Here is a 20816-nt window from a genome sequence, read left to right as displayed (position 1 = left end):
GTCCAATGAGCAAGTCGCTCATTTGACGAAAATATAAAGGCTATTTAACAATCGTCAGCGCCAAGCTTTCCCCCCGCTCAGTCAATAAGTGACTAACCTCCGCATAAGGCAGCACAATCTCAATCTCCCCGTCAGCGTAAGAGGCAATCTCGTACGGTGGGTAATCGAAGAGAAGTCCTTCTTTAGTGAAGGCAATGTTTTCGGTAACCGGCACCGTCTCGGTTTGGTAACCCAGACCAATTGCTTTGGCTTTTTGTGTGAGTAGCTTTTCCAACTCGGCAACCTGACCGGGCAAAAAGATGTCATCGAACGTAAGTAATTGGACGGAATCAGTCGAGAATGTGTGCAGTATCGTGTAGTGGTTGCCGTGGGCGCCACCAGTATAGAAGTAGTGGTTTGTGGCCAGGGTCAGCAGGTTGTTGGTATTCAGCAGCACTTCCGTCTGGAAGTGATGGTCCAAAGAATAGCTTGCCCACATATCTTCAAGGTCCGCCGTGTCTACGTCCTGCTTCCTGTAGTTGTACAGGACGTTCCGGGAGGCAATTTTGATGGTCTGTGGCAGGTTAGTGACGGAAATCGGCGCTTCTTCACCGGCGATGACTTTTGCCAGTGCGGTATTGATGAGGTTGTTCAGCTGTTCGTTACCGGACTTCGGTACGAGGGTGCTGACTTGAAAGGTCACCTGAGGAGAATTTCGGTACGCCTGCACGAGTAACGCGGAGTCCGCAAATTCAAAAACTTCGAAGGCAACTGAATCCAGCGCTACCGGCATGGTGACATCGTCATCATCATCGGGCTCAACGGAAGGGCTGTCCTGGTTTTGGCAAGAGAGCAAGAAAACGAGCGGAAGGAGTAACAGGTATTTCAAAGCAACTGGTATTTTCCGCAAGGTCGGAAATTATTTCGCCGCAACATTAGTGACGGACTACTAAAAGAGAGTCTTTATAACGGCGCCGGAGAAGTAATCGCTTACTGCGACGTCAACGTTTAGATTAACCAAAGAATCAGCCTACTAAGATGAACGAGCATACCTTCATTTCTAAAACCCAGGAAATACAAAACCTGCTTTATTCTTTTGCGCTTCGGCTCACTAAGAGCAGGGAGGGAGCTGAGGATTTAGTTCAGGAAACCTACTTCCGGGCATTCAAGGCCCGGGAATCCTTTCAGGAAGGTACCAACTTCAAGAGCTGGGTGACTACGATCATGCACCATGCCTTCATCAACGATTACCGTAAAAGCAAGGTGCGTCGCCACATCAACGGTGTGATGCCCGATATGGTGGCCCTCGACCGGACCGAAAGAGGCGTAGAAAGTAACGCTGAAGCTTCCTTGAGCCTGAACGAACTCACGGTGTTAATCAGAAAGCTTGACACCATGTATTCCATGCCCTTTATGATGTTTTACCAGGGGTTTGAGTACAGCGAGATTGCCACACACCTCCGCCTGCCAATCGGTACGGTGAAGAGCCGGATTTTTGTGGCTCGGGCTAAACTGAAGGCGCTCATCGGCAGCCGGCAGTTGGCTTAGTGGCGCGTAGGTAAATCTAAGCCCCCTGGGTACTGCTCCCTGAATTCTGACTGCTGAACGCTGATTCCTGAATTCCGAGTACTGAACCCTAACTATTGACCCCTGAGTCTTGGCTACTAACTGCAGCTACCCTGGAAACCCCGATAATAGCCATCAACCCGCACCCCATCGCCAGCGTCCGGAACGGGAAGTCAGCGGGGTAGGGGAGGTAGGCAGGGATACCCAGGGTTTCGTCGCCTCCACCGAAGCGTAAAAAGGCAGCCAGCAGGAAGCCGGCCAATGCACCGTAACTGTTTGCTTTTGGGTCAAACAAGGCACAGACGAGCGCTGGAAACAGCAGGCAATAGACGAAGTCGGAGCAGAGAAACCAAAGGGCATAAACGCTGCTGACCTGGAAGGCGATCAGGGTCGCCGCCACGCCAACGATCCAGATGCAGCGTTGGATGAGCTTAGCGAGCTTAGAATCCGGCAAACCCGGATCCACCAGTGGCCGGTACACATTCCAGATGCCCATACTGCTGGCCGAAAGTACACTGCTGTCAACACTCGACATCACCGCCGCGGCCACGGCGCCCAGTCCGATAACGGAGACCCACGGGTTCGTCAGGTAACGTACCACCCAGGGAAGGGTTGCGCTGGCATCTATTGGAGCACCGGCTTGGATGGTCGTCCAGTCAAAGGTCGCTGATACCATGCCGATGAGGACCGGCGCCACGGCTGCAAGCAAACAAACAACCCCGGCGATGAGAGACAGGCGAACCGCCGTCTTCTCATCCCTGGAAGCCAACACCCGCTGGAAGTAGACCTGCCAGGGGATACCTCCAAAAATTAGCAGCAGGGCATAGTCCCACCAAGTCCAGTAGCTATCACCCAGCGCTTCGCGGCTGGGGAAGGGGCTGGCTGCTGCGCCAAACTTAACCTGGTAGGCCTCCCACGTCGCCGCCAGGCCACCGGTATGGTCGAGGGCGAAGGGAACGATGATCGCCAGACCAAGGAGGAGAATTGACATCTGTACTACATCCGTCAAGGCCACCGCCCACAGGCCACCAAGGGCGGTATACGCTACGGCAATGGTGGCCGATAGCAGGATGGAGGTCTGCAGGTCAATGCCCAGTACGGTGGAAAAGGTCGCTCCGAGGGCGGTGAGAATGGCGGCGGTCCAGAAAAGCTCCCCGGTTAAGGCAGGTAGAAACAGGACGGCGGTCATCCGTTTGCCGTAGCGCTCCTCCAGCGGGTCAAGCATGGTGCGGTAGCGCCTGCGGCGCATGGTCCGGGCAAAAAACAAGCCGCCGATAACTAATGAGAGTGCGTAGCCCCACGGTGCCTGTACCCAAACCAATCCCTGTGTGGCGGTGTACTCGGCGGTACCGTTGATGAAACCTCCACCCACCCAGGTGGCACTCATGGTGAAAATGGCGATCCAGACCGGTAGGTTTCGCCCGGCCAGCATCAGTCCGTCTACGTCGTTTTCTTCAGCTTTCTTCCGGTTCGCAGCCTTCGCGCCTACGTAATAGACCACTGCGTAGAAGCCCGACATGCTGGCGAAGGCCGGCCAGTTAACGTTTTCACCGGTGAACCAGAGGTAGGTGGCGGAGGCGGTTAGAAGGGCCAGGAGTAGGAGGAGTGGCTTCATAGTTGAGTGAAACTTGTGATCTGCTTGCGTGGCACGAACCTACGGATTTGGTGCTTGGAAAGGATGAAAGGGTAAGAAGATTAAAAGTTAGGCAGAAGAAAATTTTGCTGTGGGCTGAAAACAAATTATCTTTCCGTTCAGTTATAACTTAACGCCTGAATGCCGAATTTTTCCTTGATACCGTTGGATTTACCTGAAGGCGCTCGACGGAGATTGCTTTTACTTGAGGTTGATGGCAAAACACCTTACGTAGCTTTCGAAAAGGAGATGTCTAAAGGTGGAAAGCGGAAGGAGATGCAAAAGATCAGCATTTTGTTCGACGAAATAGCAATGGGCCGGGATATTCCTCCAAATGCGATTAAGCCGATAAAAGGCCGTTTGCCAGAAGATAACTGGGAAGAATTTGAGCTCAGGAAAAACCAGGTAAGAGTATACTTTTTTGTTATCCCTCCTGATGGAAACATCATTGTTTTAGGAGAATTCAAAAAGAGTGATAAAGAGCAAAGGAAAACAATTGGGTACTTTCAAGAACTTAAACAGCAGTTCAAGGAGTTTTACCCGTCGATGAAAATAGAAGAAGAATGATCACACAATCCCTTGAAGAAAGAATGAAGCAAGAGTATTATTGGACCGGTAAGATCCAAATGGAACTCTTTCGTCAGATCAGAAATTACCTATCGGAAACCGGGAAATCACAGAACCAATTCGCCCGAGAACTTGGGGTAAGCAAAAGTTATATGTCTCAGGTGTTGAATGGTGATTTTGACCATAAACTCTCTAAATTCGTGAGTTTGGCCTTGGCCATAGGGAAGGTGCCTGAAGTCAATTACGTTGGATTGGAAGCAATGATCAATGCGGCAAGGGGAGAACGGACCGCTTTATCCGCAGTGTACGAGAGCTCTAAGCAAAAGGTTGATCTAAGCAATGGACGAAGTGAAATGCCGGTCATTAAGTCAAACACTAACCATCCATCTGTCATCTTTAATGAGGTAGCATGATCCAGTACCAGTTGATTGAACTTAAAGAACGTGGCATTTTTATCAATGCTCCGGAAGAACATCTTACCGAGTTTACTATTGGGTGGGAGTTTCAATTTCGTATGGCTTTTCCTGATAAAGAAAAGGTAGAGATTATCATTGACGCAAAAGTCAATATTGAAGGGCATCCCAACAGCGTACCCCTGGTTCACCTAATTGTATCGCATTTCTTTCACGTAAGTGACACCGGTCCATTGCAGGAAGGAAAACTGAAAGAAGCTTCCTTAAACCTTACAGCTAGTTTAGTTGGTATTTCTTTAGGAACCGTTCGCGGATTAGCGTATGCACGTTCTCACAGTATTTTAGGTCGGGACGTTTTTATGCCGGTAGTAAATCCACTCAAAATGGTGAAAGAGGTATTTGCGGAAGGGAAATAGCCTTCGTAAGTCTGATTATCCCACCGATACATATTGTCTATGAATGTTTTTGCCTGGCTGGTCCACCTCTTCACCGCCTCCGGCCTCCTGGCCGGATTCATGGGCCTGCTGGCCGCCATCGAAGGCGATTACCGCATGGCTATGTTCTGGATGCTGGCCACACTGGTCATCGACGGCATCGACGGCACCTTCGCCAGAATGGCCAGGGTAAAGGAGGTATTGCCACAAGTAGACGGTAAAATGATCGATTACGTTATCGACTTTTTTACCTACGCTATTTTACCGGCCTACCTCTTCTTTGTTGCGGTCGACATGCCCGAATGGGCGCGCTACGCAGGTGCCTTCGCTATGCTGCTCTCTGCGGCCATCTATTACGGTTTGGACGGTATGGTCAGTGAAGATGGAAAGCACTTTGTTGGCTTTCCGGTGCTCTGGAACATGGTCGTTTATGTCTTCATTTTCGTGGCGCCGGCCTTGCCGTGGCCGGTTACGCTGGGAATAGTGGCCGCTTTGAGCGTCTTACATTTTGTGCCCATTCTGGTGCCGTACCCCAGCCGGGGTGGCCGCTGGTGGGCAGTTACCCTGGGTGTGGTGGTCTTGTTCATCGGTACTGCCGTAGCCAACGTTTGGTACTATCCCGAAGTCACTGCCTGGGGCTATTGGGGCTGCCTCGCTAGTATTGCTTATCTGACTTTGTTGACGGTGCTCGATACTTTTTCGGCGGGGTCGCAGGTGCAGGTGAATGGGATAAAAAGAGCAGGGAAGTAAGCATCCAACCAACCAAATTAATCAATTTGCCAGCGGGAAGGCCGTCTCAGATTAGTCCAATAACCTGAAGTCTATCCTCGGTGGTACGCCGAGTTCAGGCCTTTCAAATTTGGCGTTAATCAAGACTTTGTCATCGTTAGTAAAGCCGCAATTCTTTAAATAAAATCCATCATTTTCTGTCCCTCCGGAATAATCAAGCCTATAGTCTTTTCTCGCAGTATTGTCTGCAGTAAAAGTAATCCTGGTCAGCTCATGCCATCCATTCGCAGCATAAGCCCATTGGTTCTTGTACAGACCTTTTCTGGCTAACACCCCTTGTTCGGGTATGAAGTTTTCTAAAAAGGAATAAAGGTGCTTTAAGTAGGTTGTCGTTTTTGGCCTTCTGAATTGTGCAATTAAATCCCATTTGTTAAGCTCCGGATTGTGGAAGTACGCAACGTAATCAGTACTGCCGTCACTACTTGGTGTTGCGCCAACTAAAAATCCATAATTCACCCCTGTTTTCCAATTGAACACCTTATAGCTTTGGCCGCCTGACCCTTCATTCCCAAATTCCCCGGTAGTCACCCCATTACCCTTTTTCAGTAATTTGATTTTATAATCTTCTGGAATGTCCACCGGATTATCTGTTTGATAAGGACTCCAAACGGAGAACAGAATTTTTCTTTCTGTCGGAGAATTCACTTGTATTCCAAAATACCCTTCCCCGAAACCATTGGCCATGAAGTAAGAACCTATCACATCCTGATTTTTGGGAATATTAAGTTCACTATAAAACCATTCTACCTCGCTGACCCCATCTGGCAATTCAAAGTTCAAATGAACGGAAGGGCCTCTTCGTCCAAAGTAGAAATCATCTTTTATGTATTTGGTTTCCCTGATGTTTACGCCTCCCAGTAAAACATCACTCACGTCAGCATAAACGGGCCCACTTTTCTCCAGGCCTGTGATGTCTACAAAATAGTATCCCGGTTTGTCCGCCTGGAAATCTCCAATGTAAGTTTCATTAGCACTACTTCCGTTCAATGTAATATCCTGGGACTTGTTTTGATAGGAAACCCGAATCTTTGAGGTGCCGGAAGCTACTTTAGCTCTTACGCCAAGGGATACTTTCCCCGCATTCTCAACATAAAAAAACGTACGTATGGTATGGTTGGGATTGGTCCAGTTAAGAACGCCTTCTTCGGTAATCAATTCCGATGAGGTGAAGCTTCCATTTTTCATCACCCAGGAATTCCCCGTTGTAGGGACAGCTATATCTAAATTTGATGGCGAAGGGGGCGTTGACTCCATAATCTCATTTAAAAATGAGGAGCAAGAGCTCAGTAAAGCTATAAAGACGAACGCAAGGAGGAGGTTTGACTGTTTCATGTGCAAATAGTATAAGGCAACTTTTTATGGTGTAAAAAAGGAGCTGATCATTCTCAGATTTAAGGTGTAAAAATAGGGTGTTCCGTCTGAGGCTAAATCTACGCTACAGACATTGTCCGCAAAACGCATCGCGTTTTAATTTAGCCCCTCTCCGTCGAGCCTGAGGCGAGACCTGCTGGAGAGGGGTTGGGGTGAGGTTGAAAAGTGTTGTGCTTCGTTCCTCGACCACTAGGTATAAAAATAAAACACAAGTACCCTCCAAAGGAAGTACTTGTGCTTTACGATTAGTTTGTAGGTTACTTCACTTTCCACAGGGCACTGCTTGAGCTGGGCTGGACTTCACCAATTTCAATTTTTCCATTCTTAGTGTGAAGAAAATGATTGGAAGAATAACTGTTTTCAATGGCTACCCAATCACCCTGTATTCGCAAAGATTTCCACAAGGCACTAGACCGATTCCTGGCAATCTTAACTACTTCCAATTTGCCCTCATTATTATTGAGGTAATGGCCAGGTTTCAAACGGCTTTCATAGTTTACCCAACCACCAGCATAGTATACAACTTTCCACTGCCCACTCAACCAGCTTGCTTGGATTTGCCCAGCTTCTGGTTTTGTGTTTTGATGGTGGATGTAATTATCTGGTGTCGATTTACTTTGGATGCGCACAAAACCCGGAGCCGCTGGAGGCAGGACAGTAGGTGCAGGTGCATCCGTTATCGTTGCAGTGCCTACTGCAACACCGGTTGATGGGGGCGCTGTTGTTGGAGGAGTAGTTACAACTGGAGGAGTAACAACTGGAGGGGTAGTTACAACAGTAGCTGTAGTTGATACCCTGCTGAAATCCAGCTTCCACAAAGCACTTGTCCAGCCGGGTTGGATTGGGCCGACCTCAAGTTTACCATTTTGGTTATGGATATAATGATCCTTGACCCAAGAGTTTTGGATTCGAACCCAACCATTAGGTTCCGGGGCTAATTTCCACATAGCACTTGTCCAATTGGGTTGAATTGGACCGACCTCAAGTTTACGATTTTCGTAGTGAAGAAATTGAGTTGGTTTCCATTTGTTCTGGATGCGAACCAAACCACTATGTGCCGGAACTATTTTCCATTGGCTACTCCACCAATTTGGCTGGATTACTCCCTGCTCTATCGTACCGTTTTGATTGTGGATGTAATTGTCTTTATGCCAGTTGTTCTGAATGCGGATAAAACCAGAAGGAGACGTTGAAGCAATGATACCGTACCGGTCATTCATACTCTTAATTACTTCAAACCCCAGAGAACCATGGAACAACCTTTGCTCAACCGTAAGTAATGATTCTGCCGCTGCCATTTCTATCCGGCGTTGTTCATTTACATCAGCAGTACTTTCGGGGACTGCGTAAGTGAAATCTCTAGGATCTAAAACCAACATCTTGAATAGAAAAGAGAAGTTTTCAATTTTTTCCTGATCACTCATCGTCATCCAATTCTCATTTCTTGGTCTTATGTAGCAACCATCCTTTAGGCTGTTTTCAAAAATGGCAACCTCAATGGCTTTACCACCAGTTGGCATAAAGCCAACCATAAATACGCCCACACCTATCGCTACCGGCCATATAGCAGAGGATAAGGCAGGGCCGATTGCATTGGCGCCCAAAGCTGCACTTTCAATAGTAGCCGTAGTAGTAACGGTTGAAGCAGTAGCAGTACCACCGGTTGCCGCAAGAGCAGCAGCAGTAGGTGGAATGACATTTGTAACGAATATACCACTTGCTTTAGCTAGCGCAATTGAAAAAGCATGCAACGCATGGGCACCGAACAAAACAGTAGCTCCCGTTGCAAAACTAATCCCTGCTCTTTGCGCATGGATCGAAACCATGTTCAAGGCCTGGGCTTCCACACTCAAATTCTGGGATAGGTAATTAGGAATGCTTAAATATTTCTTCGCAATTGGGTCGTCAGGAAAAGATTGAGAAACCAGCGGTATAGCATAGTCCTGAATTATCATGTCTTGTCTATGGGTGAAATACATTGGACTCCCATTCATGCCGAGGCTTTTAAATTCACTCACAGTTTTGTCACGTAGTGGAATCCCTGATTTAATAAATTTCCCTCTACCAGTCTCATCGTACACAACAGGTTCAATATCATCCCTGTCAATTAAGCTGGCATCATCATTAAACTGGAGGCCGGGGATGAAGGGAGTATCATTTAATTCTGCAGTTGTACTTCTTGAGTAGTATTTCCAGGATTCAAGTGTATGTCTATTACCTTTGGCCAGGTGATAGCTTACATACTCTCCAAACTGTTTGCTTAGCACGGGGCTTGCACCAGTTCGCAAAACCTTTAAGTATTCTGGTACAAAAAATCCGACATATTCATATCGAATCAGTTGGCAGTATGTACAGTTTTTATCTTTATTCTGAATCTGAGCTCTTATATACTCTACTAAGTGCATGTTGCTAGCGGGATATTTTTTGGGAAACTTTTTGGCTATGTAGTCATATAGGGCTCTTTCTAAAATGGGCTCGTAGTTCGCATCGCCCCATTTATCTTGTATTATGTTACCAACCCCATTTTCGTATTTCCTTTTGTAGTCATCGTATTGGGCAGCTTGGCTTCCTTCATAGGGAATGCCGTTTAGTCTGAAAAACGCGTCATTGAAGTAATCTTTTACGACCGCTGGCGCACCAGGATCGCCGCTTAACGTAATTTTTTGAGTGAATAAGGGGGTGGCAAATAGAAGTAATAAAGTTGAGAATAGAAATTTAGTGAAATACGAGTTCATTGCGTTGTTTTTTTAAAGGGTCTCGAAGAGTTGGTTTCGAAACATGGGTTTAGAGAAGGGATAAAAGACTATTCAAATTTAGGGTGCCACTTAGTTGGATTTAGAGTGACTGTCCGAACGGTATTGAATGTCTCCCGAGCGGTTGACATCTAAGGACCAGTGGTACTTTATTGCACTCGTCTATGACTTATAGGGCGTCATTATTTAGAGCCGATATTGATGTATATGTTTGAAAAACAATGGCTTACATGCTAATTTTTGTGGATAAATAGACCATTTGCTCCTGAAGCTACCTGGGGGTCTTTGGCCCACAATCCTTCTGCAGTCATTCGTCTAAGCGTAGTTTCAATGCCTCTCTTCAAGTTTATTATGTTGAAAGGTTTGGCGATAAAGGCATAAGGTTGTGCATCCAGGAGGTCTTCAAAAATGCTCTTATCGGTTTTTGCACTCAGAAAGACTATCGGAATTTGGTGAGCTTCAAAAAAGTTCTGAGCAGCTTTAATTCCAGTTGCTTTTCCCTGCGTCACGATATTCATTACGATTATATCCGGACGGTTTTTTTGAATGGTTTTCAGGGCATCTTCTGAGCGGATATTGATCCCGATTACGTCGTAACCTAGTTTTGTGAATTGTAGCGATATATCCGCTGCTATAATCAGTTGGCGTTCAAGGATTAATATTTTGGGCGCTAGTTGTGTAAGCACAGCGGTTTTATTTATTGCTTGGTTTCGAAGTTATGCAGGATTTCGGAACAGTTAATTCTTAGTTGTTCTGACGGCGTTGGTAAGGTAGGTGGAATAGAAATAGGGATTAGCGGTAGGTTCCAAGCGGTAGAAATCACCTTTCTAGCGGTAAATATCTGTAGGTGTAAGGTGGAATGGAGAACGGCAGTTTTTGACAGTGGGCAAAAGCCCCAACCTGCTCTAAATCATTTTCAAGCGTTTTACTACTTCTTCTTTCGACCTGCGAGAGACAGGAACCTGATGGGATTGGATGGTCAGGTATTCATGATGTTCACTAATGGCGTCAATCTTTTTGAGGTTGACGACGAAAGAGCGATGGACACGAAAGAAGATCTTGGTTGGTAACTGGGATTCAATGTTTCGGAGGGGGACAGAAAGCAGAAAGGTTTGGTTTTCAGTATATATTTTACAATAATTCCTATCAGCTTCGGCATATAAAATTTCCGTGAGCATTACTTTGACCATTTGGTCTTTGTGCCTGATGAAAAGCCGATCCTCCATTGCGGATACATGGTCGGTAGATTCCGGAACGGGCTCCGACGCTTTTTCCACCGCGATGCGTTGGAGCGTCAGTTTGAGAGTGCGTTCTAATTCGGACTTTTGAAAGGGTTTAGAAATGAAAGCATAGGGCTTTGCAGCGCTTGCTTGCTGGAAAGTCGCATCATCAGAATTAGAAGTGAGGAAGATTAGCGGCACCTGATGTTTCTCCAAAATGATCTGGGCCGTCTCAATGCCATTCATTTTACCCGTCAGCATAATGTCCATTAGGATGATGTCCGGACGATTGCCTTCAATCGTGTTGAGTGCATCTTCTCCACGCGTGTTTATGCCAATGACCTCATACCCGAGTTTGGTCAGTTGCATTGAAACATCTGCTGCAATAATCATATCGTCCTCTACCATCAGGATTTTTGGGGCGCTATTGTCTGACGTGCCTGTGTTCATTAAGCCGCTGATTTTTCCAGTTGATCGAATAGTATTATGGTGGAGGTTCCTGCCACTGTTGATCGCTCTAATTTCCCTCCCAGTTGTGTGGTCAGCAATTGAATGAGTAAAGTGCCAAACCCTTTTTCTTTTTTAACGACTGGTTCGTTTGCCGTGGCGTCGCCATTGTCGGCGACATTCAATTTTAGCAAACCATTTTCGTCCTGCGTCAAGGCGATTAGTATGTGACCTTTCTTCTTATTCGGGAAGGCATGTTTTATTGAATTTGTGACCAGCTCATTGGTGATGAGGCCAATAGGAATAGCAGTGTCTACGTCCAATTCGACATCTTTCATCTCTACTTTTAAAGAAATGTTTTCTGCCTTTTCTCCAAAGCTGTCAATGATTGCCTCTCCAATAGTTTCAAAATAGTCGCGCATCTCAATTGCTGCAAGGTTCTCTCCCTGATACAATTTTTGGTGAATGAGTGCCATGGAGCCAACCCTGTTTTTACTTTCTTGAACGGCATCATAAGCACTTTTGTCACTGATGCTCTCTGATTGCAGACTAAGTAAACTGGAGACCGTCTGGAGGTTATTTTTTACCCGGTGATGGATCTCCTTAAGGAGTAACTCGTTTTCCTTGTTTTTAACCCGTAAGGCATTGGAGGTTTTCTGATTGCGACGGAAGTAAAAGAAAAGGGTGCCTATGAAAAGTAGTAATAAACTAATCAGTCCTATTCCTAACCATTGGATGCGACTGTCTTGTTTAATGATGATCGCTTGTTCTTCAATGGCCTGATCTTTCTTGCCTGATTCGTATTTAATGAGAGCTTCTGACTCCAGATTGGCCACCTTGTTTTGCATCAGGGTGTCAAATATTTCGTGTGCCGCCTGTGCTTTTAAAAAGGCATTTTGATAATCACCAAGTTGGTAATAGCAATCTGCTGCCTCATTATATAAATTTTGCATCCTGGGCTTACCGCCTTGGCCAAGCTCAAGGTATCCTTCTATCGATGCTTCTAAATGAGTTAGGGCATCCTGAAAGTTGCCCTGCAAGTAATAAGCGTGGGCAATACCGCTACGATAGGTTTTCGCAGCAGGCCGTGCGGCTCCAATTTTGGCCTCAATGATCGCATAAGACTTAAGATTGTCCTCAAGAGATTTTTGGTATTCTTTTAACTCCGACCATACGTCGCCCCGATATCCATAGGCCCGTGCCAGCGTGAACTCATCCTCTATTTCAGAAGTATTTATGGTTTCAATACAATTATTAGCTGCATGGATGGCCTTATTCAATTCTCCGGCTTCAAGGTAGGCCAATACGAGTGCCAACCAGGCAAGTGACGAGGTGCTTTTGTCTTCGGATATCTCCGTAATTTTCAAGGCTTCTAAACCAAATTTGATCGCCAAGTCAATCTCTTTTTGAGAAAGGCAAATGCTTGACAGACGACGATATGATTCCCCCAGCCCTTTTTTGTCACCTAAATCTTCATAAATTGCTATGGCATCAAATATTAGTTCCTCTGATCGTTGCAAATCATTTCCGTCAATGTATTCAATGGCTAATTCGGAACTAATGTCCGCCAGATTTGTCCGGTCATTCGTAAGCTGAAACAGGGGGATTGCTTTTTCACCATGGTGATATACCGAGTCCATGGTAAACAGTACATGGTAAGCATGCCACCGCATCAATAGCAGGTGAGATTCCCCCTTGAGTTGATCATCGTTTGCCGCATAAGCTTGCGCTAATGTTTGCAACGAAAGCTTATGAAAATTGTCCGGATTTTCAACATAGTTGTCGTTCAGCCACGTCAATGAAGCATCAATAGACTGCTGACTCAGAGACTCCGTAATGGGGTGTTCTTTTATTTCAGCCTGTGCATAAATTGGATTGATACATAGACATAGAGCCAGACCTAAGATAAAGTTCAAGGCTTGGTTTTTCTCTATGAGAAAAGCTGAAGTACTTCGAGTAAATAGGGCTATTTTATATATACTTATTTTTAATTTCATGCTAAAGCAGTGTTTCCAGTTCTTGTTTTGAAGTCCTTTACGATTCCTTCAATGGAAGCACTGGCATAGCTCGTGACATACGGGCCCAATGCCCCCCTCCCAAAACGCTAACTATACCACCTGTGGATAATCAGCGATTTGAAGTGGTGCTAAGATAGCTTTTGATTTCTTACGCGGACTTTTGTCCTTCTACGCATCCTTGTTCAGCGCCCTCACGGACTGCCCGAGTGCGGTGCCTTGGACTCACTCATCCGTATCCTGCTTCTACCTAAATGAGAAGCGTGCACTCCAACAAACTAATCACCCGTAGCTTCAGTGGTAAAAAATATGCGTAAAAACCCCAGTAGTACCACAACGCCTACGCATTAGCCCTTCTCCCATTTGCTCCTTTATCCCCTTACTAAGCACCCGCGTCCCCGCCCAACAAAAAAGGAGGCCGCTCGAAAGCGACCTCCTCCTAAAACTGTTTAAAAATGTGGAGTCTCAAATAATGTTTAACGTCTTACAAAGCGGCGGCTCCAGGGCTGACCTTCAGCACTCGTGCCCCGAAGGACATAAACGCCGGAAGGAAGATCACTTACGCTGATCTGGAATACCTGCTCTTCGCTTGGAGCTACGTTGTCCCAGCTGTATGAATTGGTTAACCTGCCACGGAAATCATAAACGTTCATATTCACCTTGTTACCCTTAATAACACCGCCAGGTAAGGTAACCTGAATCGTTTCAACTGCAGGGTTCGGGGATATATCAACATCGAAGGCCGCCGTCCGGGTACCGGTGTCGACAACAGTGCCGGGTACAATGAATCCGTTGCCAATGTTGTACGTAATAAAGGCATTACGTGCCGAACACAGTTTTTCATCGTCGTCGTAACGGTAGACGCGCATCCAAACCTGGTAACGACCCCGCGCGGGGAAAGTGTAGGCTTGCACCTGGTTACTTCCAATCTCCTGCCACGGTCCGTTCGGGTTACGGCGGCGGACGGACCATACGATGGAGTCACATCCGGTAAAATCCGCCCTGGGGTCAAACTGGTAAGCAAGTGGTCCAACGCCTGGAAGCGCAATGGTATCGAAGCCCATATTCACATCTTCCTGGAACTGCTCTTCGTTATCACACGTGCATTCCTCGATTTTGCAATCAGGTAGCTCAATGCAAGCTTCAAACTGGCAACAGTTGAGGTGGTAATCATCAGGGCCGGTCTCATGGAGTGTTACCGTAAATGATACCTTGTCTCCAGGTCCGGCGGGTGAGCCGATGATGATGCTGATGACTTCGGAATCTCCGGTATTCAGAACACTGCCGAATACGATGGTCGTATTGTACGCGTCCAATCCAAGGTAGTCGTCGAAGTCAATGTAGGCTTCAGACATCATGTATGGCGAGGTATTGGTAATGGTACCCGTCCAGACGTATACATCATTCTGACATTCGACCGAGATTTCCTGAAGGAAACCACAAGGTGGAACACACCTCACTTCAATGGTATCGCGGCAAACCACACCACCGTCACTCAGCCACTTGACCTCAATCAGGTTGATAAGATTCTGACTGCCTTCCAAACAGATCGTCGGCAGGGCGAATACACCGTTTGGCAGCGTAGTACCATCGGGGGTAAATACGGAGACCGTCTGGCCACCAACGCCAACCGTACCAGTGAGTTGATCACCGATCGCAGGGTAGATATTGAGGGTGCCGTCACCGCCGATGAGGCAGAGGTCGACGCCATCGAAGGAGTAAGGCGCGGGGGCATTGTTGAACAGGAAGATGTCGTAGCAACAACCATCATTCTGACTTACTTCGCGGACGCCGACATTGTCGCAAGGATCACAGTCAGGAATGATCAGCTTCCGGGCGGAGGCAGGGTCAGAACAACACAGTGCGCTTGGGTCAAGGTTCGGATTGGTAGAATGCCCGATGAGGGAGTAAGAGAAGGACTCGCCTGCGGGCAGGGCAGGGAACGTTGTTGTGATTGTCCGACAGTCACCAGGTGCGAGTGGAGGAAACAAATTAAATTCATTGGCTGGCGATACTAATACCGCTGCTGCCGCAGGGGAGCCAGGCAATAGTTCTACGTAACCTACGGAGAAGTCAGCGTCGGATGGATTACAGATCGTAAAGTCGAAAATGAGTGTTCCATCGTCTGCGCAGTAAAGAGAGTCTGCCGTAATGTAAACACAGTCTGGCTCAACGGCGCACTCCGTATATAAGGTGTCGCTACAGACGATTTGCTTGTTAGCCCCATAGTAGTCTACAATGATCTGCTGTGGGAAGGCTGTCGCGTCAATCGGACAGAAAGTCACCGCAGGTGTAGTGGTCATACTGGATGGTATAGGTGTATCTGCGAGGATATTTACCGCCAGCTGGAAGGAGTTTGTAACATCATTAGCTGCGTGTCCGAAGGCCGGGTTTTCGCTTCCCGGAACCAGTGGGAGGTCTGCATCCGGGCTACTGACCTGGATGTAGTAGATGTCGTCAGGCAAGCCGTCGTAGTAGAGTTCGAAACAGCAGTCACCAATTTCAGTCTCTTCGTCGGATCGCCGCAGGCGAGTGGTGATGTCGTCACAGTCTCCCATAGAACAGTCGATTACTTCAAGGTAGAGACTGTCCGAAATACTGGCACAGCCAGTGATGTTGTCGATCACGGTTACACTGTAGGAACCGGGTTGGGTGACGACGAGGGAATCAACTATTCCTGCCAACGTACCATTCATGTACCAAGCGTAGCTGTAATCGCCGATGGGAGCGTAAATGGTGTAAGGCGCACAGATTTCATAACAGCCGGTTGGCACGATACAAATATCTGGTAATGGATTGATGGTGACCTGGTCGGTACCCACACAGCCCGTACGAACGTCCGTAGCCACTACTGTGTACGTACCCGCAGCATAAGTAAAGATACTCAGGCCTTCTTCACCGGTATTCCAGGTATAAGTAACGCCTGGTTCCGGATTAACCACTTCAATCAGGCTACCGTCGCCTTCACAATCGCCACCGGCGGTGATCTGGGCATCAGGTGCCGGACTAACGGCCTGCTCTACGGTAATGAGCACTTCTGCACTACAACCATAAGCGTCATTGGTGACCGTAAGGAGGATGTCCTGGAAGGTATTTCCTGAAGAGAAGGGGACGATGAGCGTCGATCCAGCTAATGTCACACCGGTGGTCTGGTTTTCCCATAGGTAGGAGTGGCCACCACCCGCGAGGGCAGTCAGTGTAGTCGAGCCGTTGTCGCAGATGAAAGGATTACCGATCCAGGAGGTACTGGGTAATGGAATGACCTGTACTTCTACCGGTTCAATTACCTGAGAGCAACCATCAGCGTTGGTAAGCGTCACCCCGTAGGTTCCCGCGGTTGATACAGGAATAGAAAAGGTGGTTGCCCCTGTAGACCATTCGTAGGACAGGCCTGGAATATTGTCTACGGATAGTATCGTCGTTTCTCCATCACAGATGATAAAGCCGGGGGAGGCTTCGATGGTGTCGAGCAGTGGAGTAGGGAAGACATCAATGGTCTTGACCACGGTATCCCTACAACCCGCACGGTTTGTAGTGATCAGGGTAACGTCGTAGCTGCCAGATCCTCCGGAAGGAAGGAAGGTATGCTGTGGGCCGTTACCGTTGAAAGATGCACCGTCATCAAAATCCCATTCCCACTCGATTACGTTGGTTCCTGAACCCGTGAATAAGGCTGGCTGGCCGTAGCATACGGGGTTAGGATCAACCATGAAGTCAGTGTCCGGCAGGTCAGTTACTTCCACGACCATGGTAGAAGTTGACACGCAGTCGCCGTCCGTAATGGAAAGCGTAACGGTATAGGTGCCGTTGGCACCGTACTCGTGGACGGGGTTGACGTCGGAACTTGGGAGGCTGCCATCACCAAAATTCCAGGTATAGGTGATGGTGGGCGCCGGAGAAGGAAGGTCGAAATCACTCTCGTCGGTGAATTCTACCACACCACACTCTTCCCGCTTGTCGAAGTCGGCAAACAGTGGGTTACAAACTTTCCTGGTCAACGTTTTACCACAACGGATGGAATCCACTTTGGTGATTTCATCAATCACCATCGAGCCGGGGATGAAAGTGGTGTCGTAATCGTATGCCCAGACGTCGATGGTGTGGTTGATGTCGTAACAGCCTACCCCCGGGAGACGGATGGTCATGGAATCTCTTCCGGTAGTGCCGCCCACGGAAATGATCTGAGCATCAAGGAAGGCCCAGTTGAAACCGTGCCCCACAACACTGTCCTGGCTGAAAGTAGCTACCAGGTCGATCAGGTCACAATTTGGAGACTGCCGGGTGGCTTCGAAGGTGTGTATCTGAGAGATTGGATCAGAAACATACGGTGGGCCACAGCAAACTCTTTGTGAGATGAAGAGGGGGTCGGAATCCTCCGTACAACCCGTAACCGGGTCTACTACGCGGGCGAAGTAGGTGAAGGTACCCGGCACGGTGGTCCAAACGTGGGTGAAAGTTGTATTGCCAATTGCTGCTGGTCCCTGGCTGTCGCCGCCACAGAACCATTCGATGGTGTTGCCGGCGTCGGTGACTGCTTCCAAAATCGGGTTATTGGGGAAAGGCAGGCTGTTGACGCAGATCTGGCGAACGCTATCTGTGGTGATGCTGATGTCAGGCCCGGGAACGTCCTCTACCCGGATCCGGGCTACGCCCGGACAACCGTTAACGTCAATAGTATTGACCACATAGCTTCCTTCTTCGAAGATGGTGATCAACCCTGCATTTGGTGCCCACACTGTACCTGCGTTCCCGCCAAGGTCCCATACAATGGTCGTGAACTGAGTACTGTCGATAAACAGCTTCGCACTTCCATCCGGACACAGGTCGCCCAGCTGGGTGATGACCGGTTCAATGGGTGCATTGAGCTCAAGTTCGAGGGTGTCAAAGATGGTATTGCCACACAATGAAATGTCTACCCGGACAAAAACGGTTCCGGGATCGTCATTCCACTGGATGGTGGCAACAGTTTCGTCCGATCCGGCGATTACACTGCCCGCAGTCATGGGAATCACCGACCAGGCGTAGGTGGCATCCGGATGCTGTACCGGGCCAAAAGTGTAATCGGCCAAACTATTGGTACAGGCCGGAGGACCAGTGATCGTCACCGGATCATCAAATACTATTTCTTCTGCGTCCAACTCAACGACCTCAGAAATACAGTTGGGTGCCTGGCTGTCCTGGCCATAAACACTGACGGTAGCCGTAGGATTGGTGAAAACGATGGTTGCCGTCGGCCCGCCCTGGCCCAGGGTTACCGAACCATCACCAATGCTCACCGCCCAGGTGTAAGTGTAACCCGGCGTTGGGCTGACGATGGTGTAAATGACCGGATCACCGACACAGTAGTCTAGCGGACCACTGATGACCGGATTAACCGCATCCTTAACAACTACGGTAACACTGCGAACAGCCACGCAATAATCGGCGGCATTGACGACCTCGGCGACGATGGTGTAAACACCTGCGCCGGGGAGGTCGGGGTGAGACCAATCAACGGCGAAATTGGGCTGGTTTAACATGTCGAGGCCTGGGTAGCCAACAACGGACCAATTGTAAAGTGTGGGGGAGCCATCGGTAAAAGCATTAAAGAAGGTCATACCGTCCACACAAGCAGGGTTGGGGGCTGCGGAGATGGTGAAATTGTTTAGTACCGTAACTTCCAGAACGGCTCTACCGTAACAATCATCGCCTTCGTGCCCCGGAAGGCCGGCGAGGAACGAACTGCCGTATTCGACGACAATCTCGTAAGTACCCGGGGTAGTGGGCCAGGTAATGCTGGTGGTATGGCCATTATTCGAGCCATTGAAGGATCCTCCGTCAGGTAGTATCCAGGTATATTCAGTCGTGAGCCATTTCGGTAAGGAATAGTTAGCCGTCTCGCCGCCACATACTTCGATCGGACCGCTAATGGTCCCGGAAGTTGAGATGATCGGTACTATCGCAACCGACGGGGTAGGACAATAGTCCTGATCACAGTCATTAACGAAGAGCTCGAGGGTGCCGGAGGGACCGCTGCCCCAATCCACCATAATTGTATCCAGGGTTGGATCACTGGTTATGGTCCCGTTGCCACTGATCTCCCAAAGAATATCTAAGCATCCGGTCGCATCGGTCCAGTACTTGCTGGCGTCTCCTTCACAGAGTGTGGAAATCCAGAAGATGCCAGGACCGGGATCCGGGTCAATAACGATATCGTAACTCACGGAATCAATGCAGCAGCAGGCTTGGCTGCCGTCAGCATTAAGGCCACCGTTGGAGGTGGCGACCAACGTCACGGTGTAGGTGCCCGGCGTGTCATAGGCGTGGGTAACGGTCGGAGTTGCTGCGTTTTGGGCAGTATTACCGTCACCGAAATCCCAGTCGTAAGAAGCAGCAGCGCCCGTGGAAGCATTGGTGAAGTAAACGTCCTGGCCAAGACAGGCAACACTGGTAGCGGTGAAATCCGCAATCGGAGCTTCCGTCAGGGTCACGCAGTAACTGCGGGTGGTCAGCAGGTTACCGTCGGCGTCAAAAATTTCTACCGAGAGGCTGGTGGACCCAAGGGAGCCCCAGCTTACCTGGATTTGGCCAGGGAGGCCCGGAAGTTCATCAACTGTTCCGTTGGTGGCCTGCCAAACGTAAGTCAGGGCCATATTCTCGCTGAACAGGTAGGTGGCCGTACTGTTTTCACAGGCGCTTATGCAGGGGATGTCCTGCGGCTCGTCCGGATTTGGATTTGGGCGAGGTTGAGGGATTTCGTCCAGGTCCACTAAACCACAATCAGGCTTAGGACATTTGATGGTTAAATCAATGTCTTGTCTGAAGGTTTGGACCTGACCATTAGAACCAAAGAATGTGATAAATGCAATAAGCCTCCCCTGGAAACCACAGCATCTACTTACAGAAACATCTGCGGGAATGGTCAGTAGTCCCCGCTCGTCAAGGATAATACAACCGGACCCTACTTCCAACTGAACGGTGTACTCGCCACCAGCGGGAAAGTCGTCGGTTACGATGTTGAAACCGGGCCCGCCTGCAGTCAGGCAGATGGAGTCGAGTGGAAGTGTTTCTTGTGCCCAAAGGCTAGTTAAGGTGGTTAGGAAAAACAAAAAAACTAGTGTGTATCGGTATATATGTTGCATCATCGGGATGATTTAGCGGTGAAAGTCTACTGGAATATCGTGGTTATTAGAGAATCTTACCCATCGCAGGGACTTTTTTTCTTGTTTAGACTTGTTTTATTGCCGAAAACACAGGGAATTAGGTGAAAACTGATTCATATTTAATAATTAAGTAATTCATATTCGACGGGAAATGATGGGTATGTCTGTTTATTTCCGATTAATTGAAAGGAGGCGCGGACGCAGGTGCCCGAGAGAAGGACAGAGGAGCAAGGGAAGAAAAGGAGAACAAGGAGGGATGGCTTTGCCGGCGTTAAAACGGAGGCCTGCGATACAGCTCTGCGAGGTAAAACGATGCTCGCTATCGCTCGTGGCGGCTACTGCCTTTTATGCTGAATTGGTTTGCGCCTTGATTTCCCTTTTTCTTCTATTCTCTTTTTCCTTTCCTTAGTGTAGCTTCTTAGTACCTAAATGCCTTAATGGTTATTTCCTTCCCTCCTTTCCCCCTTTTCTCCTTTACTCCCATTCC

Annotated in this window: 13 protein-coding genes; 5 read left to right on the top strand and 8 right to left on the bottom strand. The window is 48.3% G+C overall.

Annotation, left to right across the window (positions count from 1 at the left end; all coding sequences use genetic code 11):
* Positions 1 to 40: 40 nt before the first annotated feature.
* The gene (locus B036_RS0114570) at positions 41 to 868 is read right to left on the bottom strand and encodes an RsiV family protein (RefSeq protein ID WP_020569462.1); all 828 of its coding nucleotides are present in this window, start codon (positions 866 to 868) and stop codon (positions 41 to 43) included.
* A gap of 149 nt (positions 869 to 1017) precedes the next feature.
* Between B036_RS0114570 and B036_RS0114565 the strand changes: the two genes are divergently transcribed.
* A complete protein-coding gene (locus B036_RS0114565; RefSeq protein WP_020569461.1) occupies positions 1018 to 1527 on the top strand; it encodes an RNA polymerase sigma factor in 510 nt (169 codons plus the stop codon).
* 88 nt (positions 1528 to 1615) lie between these two features.
* Here B036_RS0114565 and B036_RS0114560 read toward each other — a convergent pair whose 3' ends face one another.
* On the bottom strand, positions 1616 to 3160 hold the full coding sequence (locus B036_RS0114560; RefSeq protein WP_020569460.1) for a sodium:solute symporter family protein: 1545 nt from the start codon (positions 3158 to 3160) through the stop codon (positions 1616 to 1618).
* 159 nt (positions 3161 to 3319) lie between these two features.
* Between B036_RS0114560 and B036_RS0114555 the strand changes: the two genes are divergently transcribed.
* The 4 genes from B036_RS0114555 to B036_RS29465 are packed head-to-tail and all read left to right on the top strand — an operon-like array spanning position 3320 to position 5342.
* On the top strand, positions 3320 to 3745 hold the full coding sequence (locus tag B036_RS0114555) for a hypothetical protein (RefSeq protein ID WP_020569459.1): 426 nt from the start codon (positions 3320 to 3322) through the stop codon (positions 3743 to 3745).
* Positions 3742 to 4158 (top strand): helix-turn-helix domain-containing protein, encoded by a 417-nt coding sequence (locus B036_RS32145; protein ID WP_020569458.1) that lies wholly within the window; start codon positions 3742 to 3744, stop codon positions 4156 to 4158. The genes B036_RS0114555 and B036_RS32145 overlap by 4 nt, the downstream gene beginning before the upstream one ends.
* Positions 4155 to 4574, top strand: coding sequence for a hypothetical protein (locus B036_RS0114545; protein WP_020569457.1), 420 nt, complete (start codon positions 4155 to 4157; stop codon positions 4572 to 4574). The genes B036_RS32145 and B036_RS0114545 overlap by 4 nt, the downstream gene beginning before the upstream one ends.
* A 39-nt stretch (positions 4575 to 4613) precedes the next feature.
* A complete protein-coding gene (locus B036_RS29465; RefSeq protein ID WP_020569456.1) occupies positions 4614 to 5342 on the top strand; it encodes a CDP-alcohol phosphatidyltransferase family protein in 729 nt (242 codons plus the stop codon).
* A 51-nt stretch (positions 5343 to 5393) separates the two neighbouring features.
* Here B036_RS29465 and B036_RS0114535 read toward each other — a convergent pair whose 3' ends face one another.
* The 6 genes from B036_RS0114535 to B036_RS0114510 all read right to left on the bottom strand — a co-directional run bounded on the left by B036_RS0114535 (position 5394) and on the right by B036_RS0114510 (position 20311).
* On the bottom strand, positions 5394 to 6713 hold the full coding sequence (locus B036_RS0114535) for a DUF3472 domain-containing protein (protein WP_026231997.1): 1320 nt from the start codon (positions 6711 to 6713) through the stop codon (positions 5394 to 5396).
* A 296-nt stretch (positions 6714 to 7009) separates the two neighbouring features.
* Positions 7010 to 9487, bottom strand: a complete 2478-nt coding sequence (locus B036_RS0114530) for an RICIN domain-containing protein (RefSeq protein ID WP_020569454.1) — start codon at positions 9485 to 9487, stop codon at positions 7010 to 7012.
* A gap of 251 nt (positions 9488 to 9738) precedes the next feature.
* Positions 9739 to 10191: a response regulator gene (locus B036_RS29460; RefSeq protein ID WP_020569453.1), complete on the bottom strand. Its 453-nt coding sequence runs from the start codon at positions 10189 to 10191 to the stop codon at positions 9739 to 9741.
* Between the two features lie 219 nt (positions 10192 to 10410).
* The gene (locus tag B036_RS0114520; RefSeq protein ID WP_020569452.1) at positions 10411 to 11175 is read right to left on the bottom strand and encodes a LytR/AlgR family response regulator transcription factor; all 765 of its coding nucleotides are present in this window, start codon (positions 11173 to 11175) and stop codon (positions 10411 to 10413) included.
* Positions 11175 to 13169 carry a tetratricopeptide repeat-containing sensor histidine kinase gene (locus B036_RS32140; protein WP_083926211.1) on the bottom strand — a complete coding sequence of 665 codons (1995 nt, stop codon included), beginning with the start codon at positions 13167 to 13169 and terminating at the stop codon, positions 11175 to 11177. Before B036_RS32140 ends, B036_RS0114520 begins: the two co-directional genes overlap by 1 nt.
* 494 nt (positions 13170 to 13663) lie before the next feature.
* Entirely contained in the window at positions 13664 to 20311 is a 6648-nt protein-coding gene (locus tag B036_RS0114510; RefSeq protein ID WP_044102780.1) for a PKD domain-containing protein, read from the bottom strand.
* Positions 20312 to 20816 lie beyond the last annotated feature (505 nt).

This window comes from Neolewinella persica DSM 23188 (assembly GCF_000373105.1).
In the GTDB taxonomy this organism is placed as follows: domain Bacteria; phylum Bacteroidota; class Bacteroidia; order Chitinophagales; family Saprospiraceae; genus Neolewinella; species Neolewinella persica.
Note: the sequence above shows the minus strand (reverse complement) of the source record. Positions and strands in the feature narration are given on the sequence as shown.

Coding starts and splice junctions, on each gene's coding strand:
- B036_RS0114565 (WP_020569461.1), top strand. CDS start 1,018: ATGAACGAGCATACCTTCATTTCTAAAACCCAGGAAATACAAAACCTG.
- B036_RS0114560 (WP_020569460.1), bottom strand. CDS start 3,160: ATGAAGCCACTCCTCCTACTCCTGGCCCTTCTAACCGCCTCCGCCACC.
- B036_RS0114555 (WP_020569459.1), top strand. CDS start 3,320: ATGCCGAATTTTTCCTTGATACCGTTGGATTTACCTGAAGGCGCTCGA.
- B036_RS32145 (WP_020569458.1), top strand. CDS start 3,742: ATGATCACACAATCCCTTGAAGAAAGAATGAAGCAAGAGTATTATTGG.
- B036_RS0114545 (WP_020569457.1), top strand. CDS start 4,155: ATGATCCAGTACCAGTTGATTGAACTTAAAGAACGTGGCATTTTTATC.
- B036_RS29465 (WP_020569456.1), top strand. CDS start 4,614: ATGAATGTTTTTGCCTGGCTGGTCCACCTCTTCACCGCCTCCGGCCTC.
- B036_RS0114535 (WP_026231997.1), bottom strand. CDS start 6,713: ATGAAACAGTCAAACCTCCTCCTTGCGTTCGTCTTTATAGCTTTACTG.
- B036_RS0114530 (WP_020569454.1), bottom strand. CDS start 9,487: ATGAACTCGTATTTCACTAAATTTCTATTCTCAACTTTATTACTTCTA.
- B036_RS0114520 (WP_020569452.1), bottom strand. CDS start 11,175: ATGAACACAGGCACGTCAGACAATAGCGCCCCAAAAATCCTGATGGTA.
- B036_RS32140 (WP_083926211.1), bottom strand. CDS start 13,169: ATGAAATTAAAAATAAGTATATATAAAATAGCCCTATTTACTCGAAGT.
- B036_RS0114510 (WP_044102780.1), bottom strand. CDS start 20,311: ATGATGCAACATATATACCGATACACACTAGTTTTTTTGTTTTTCCTA.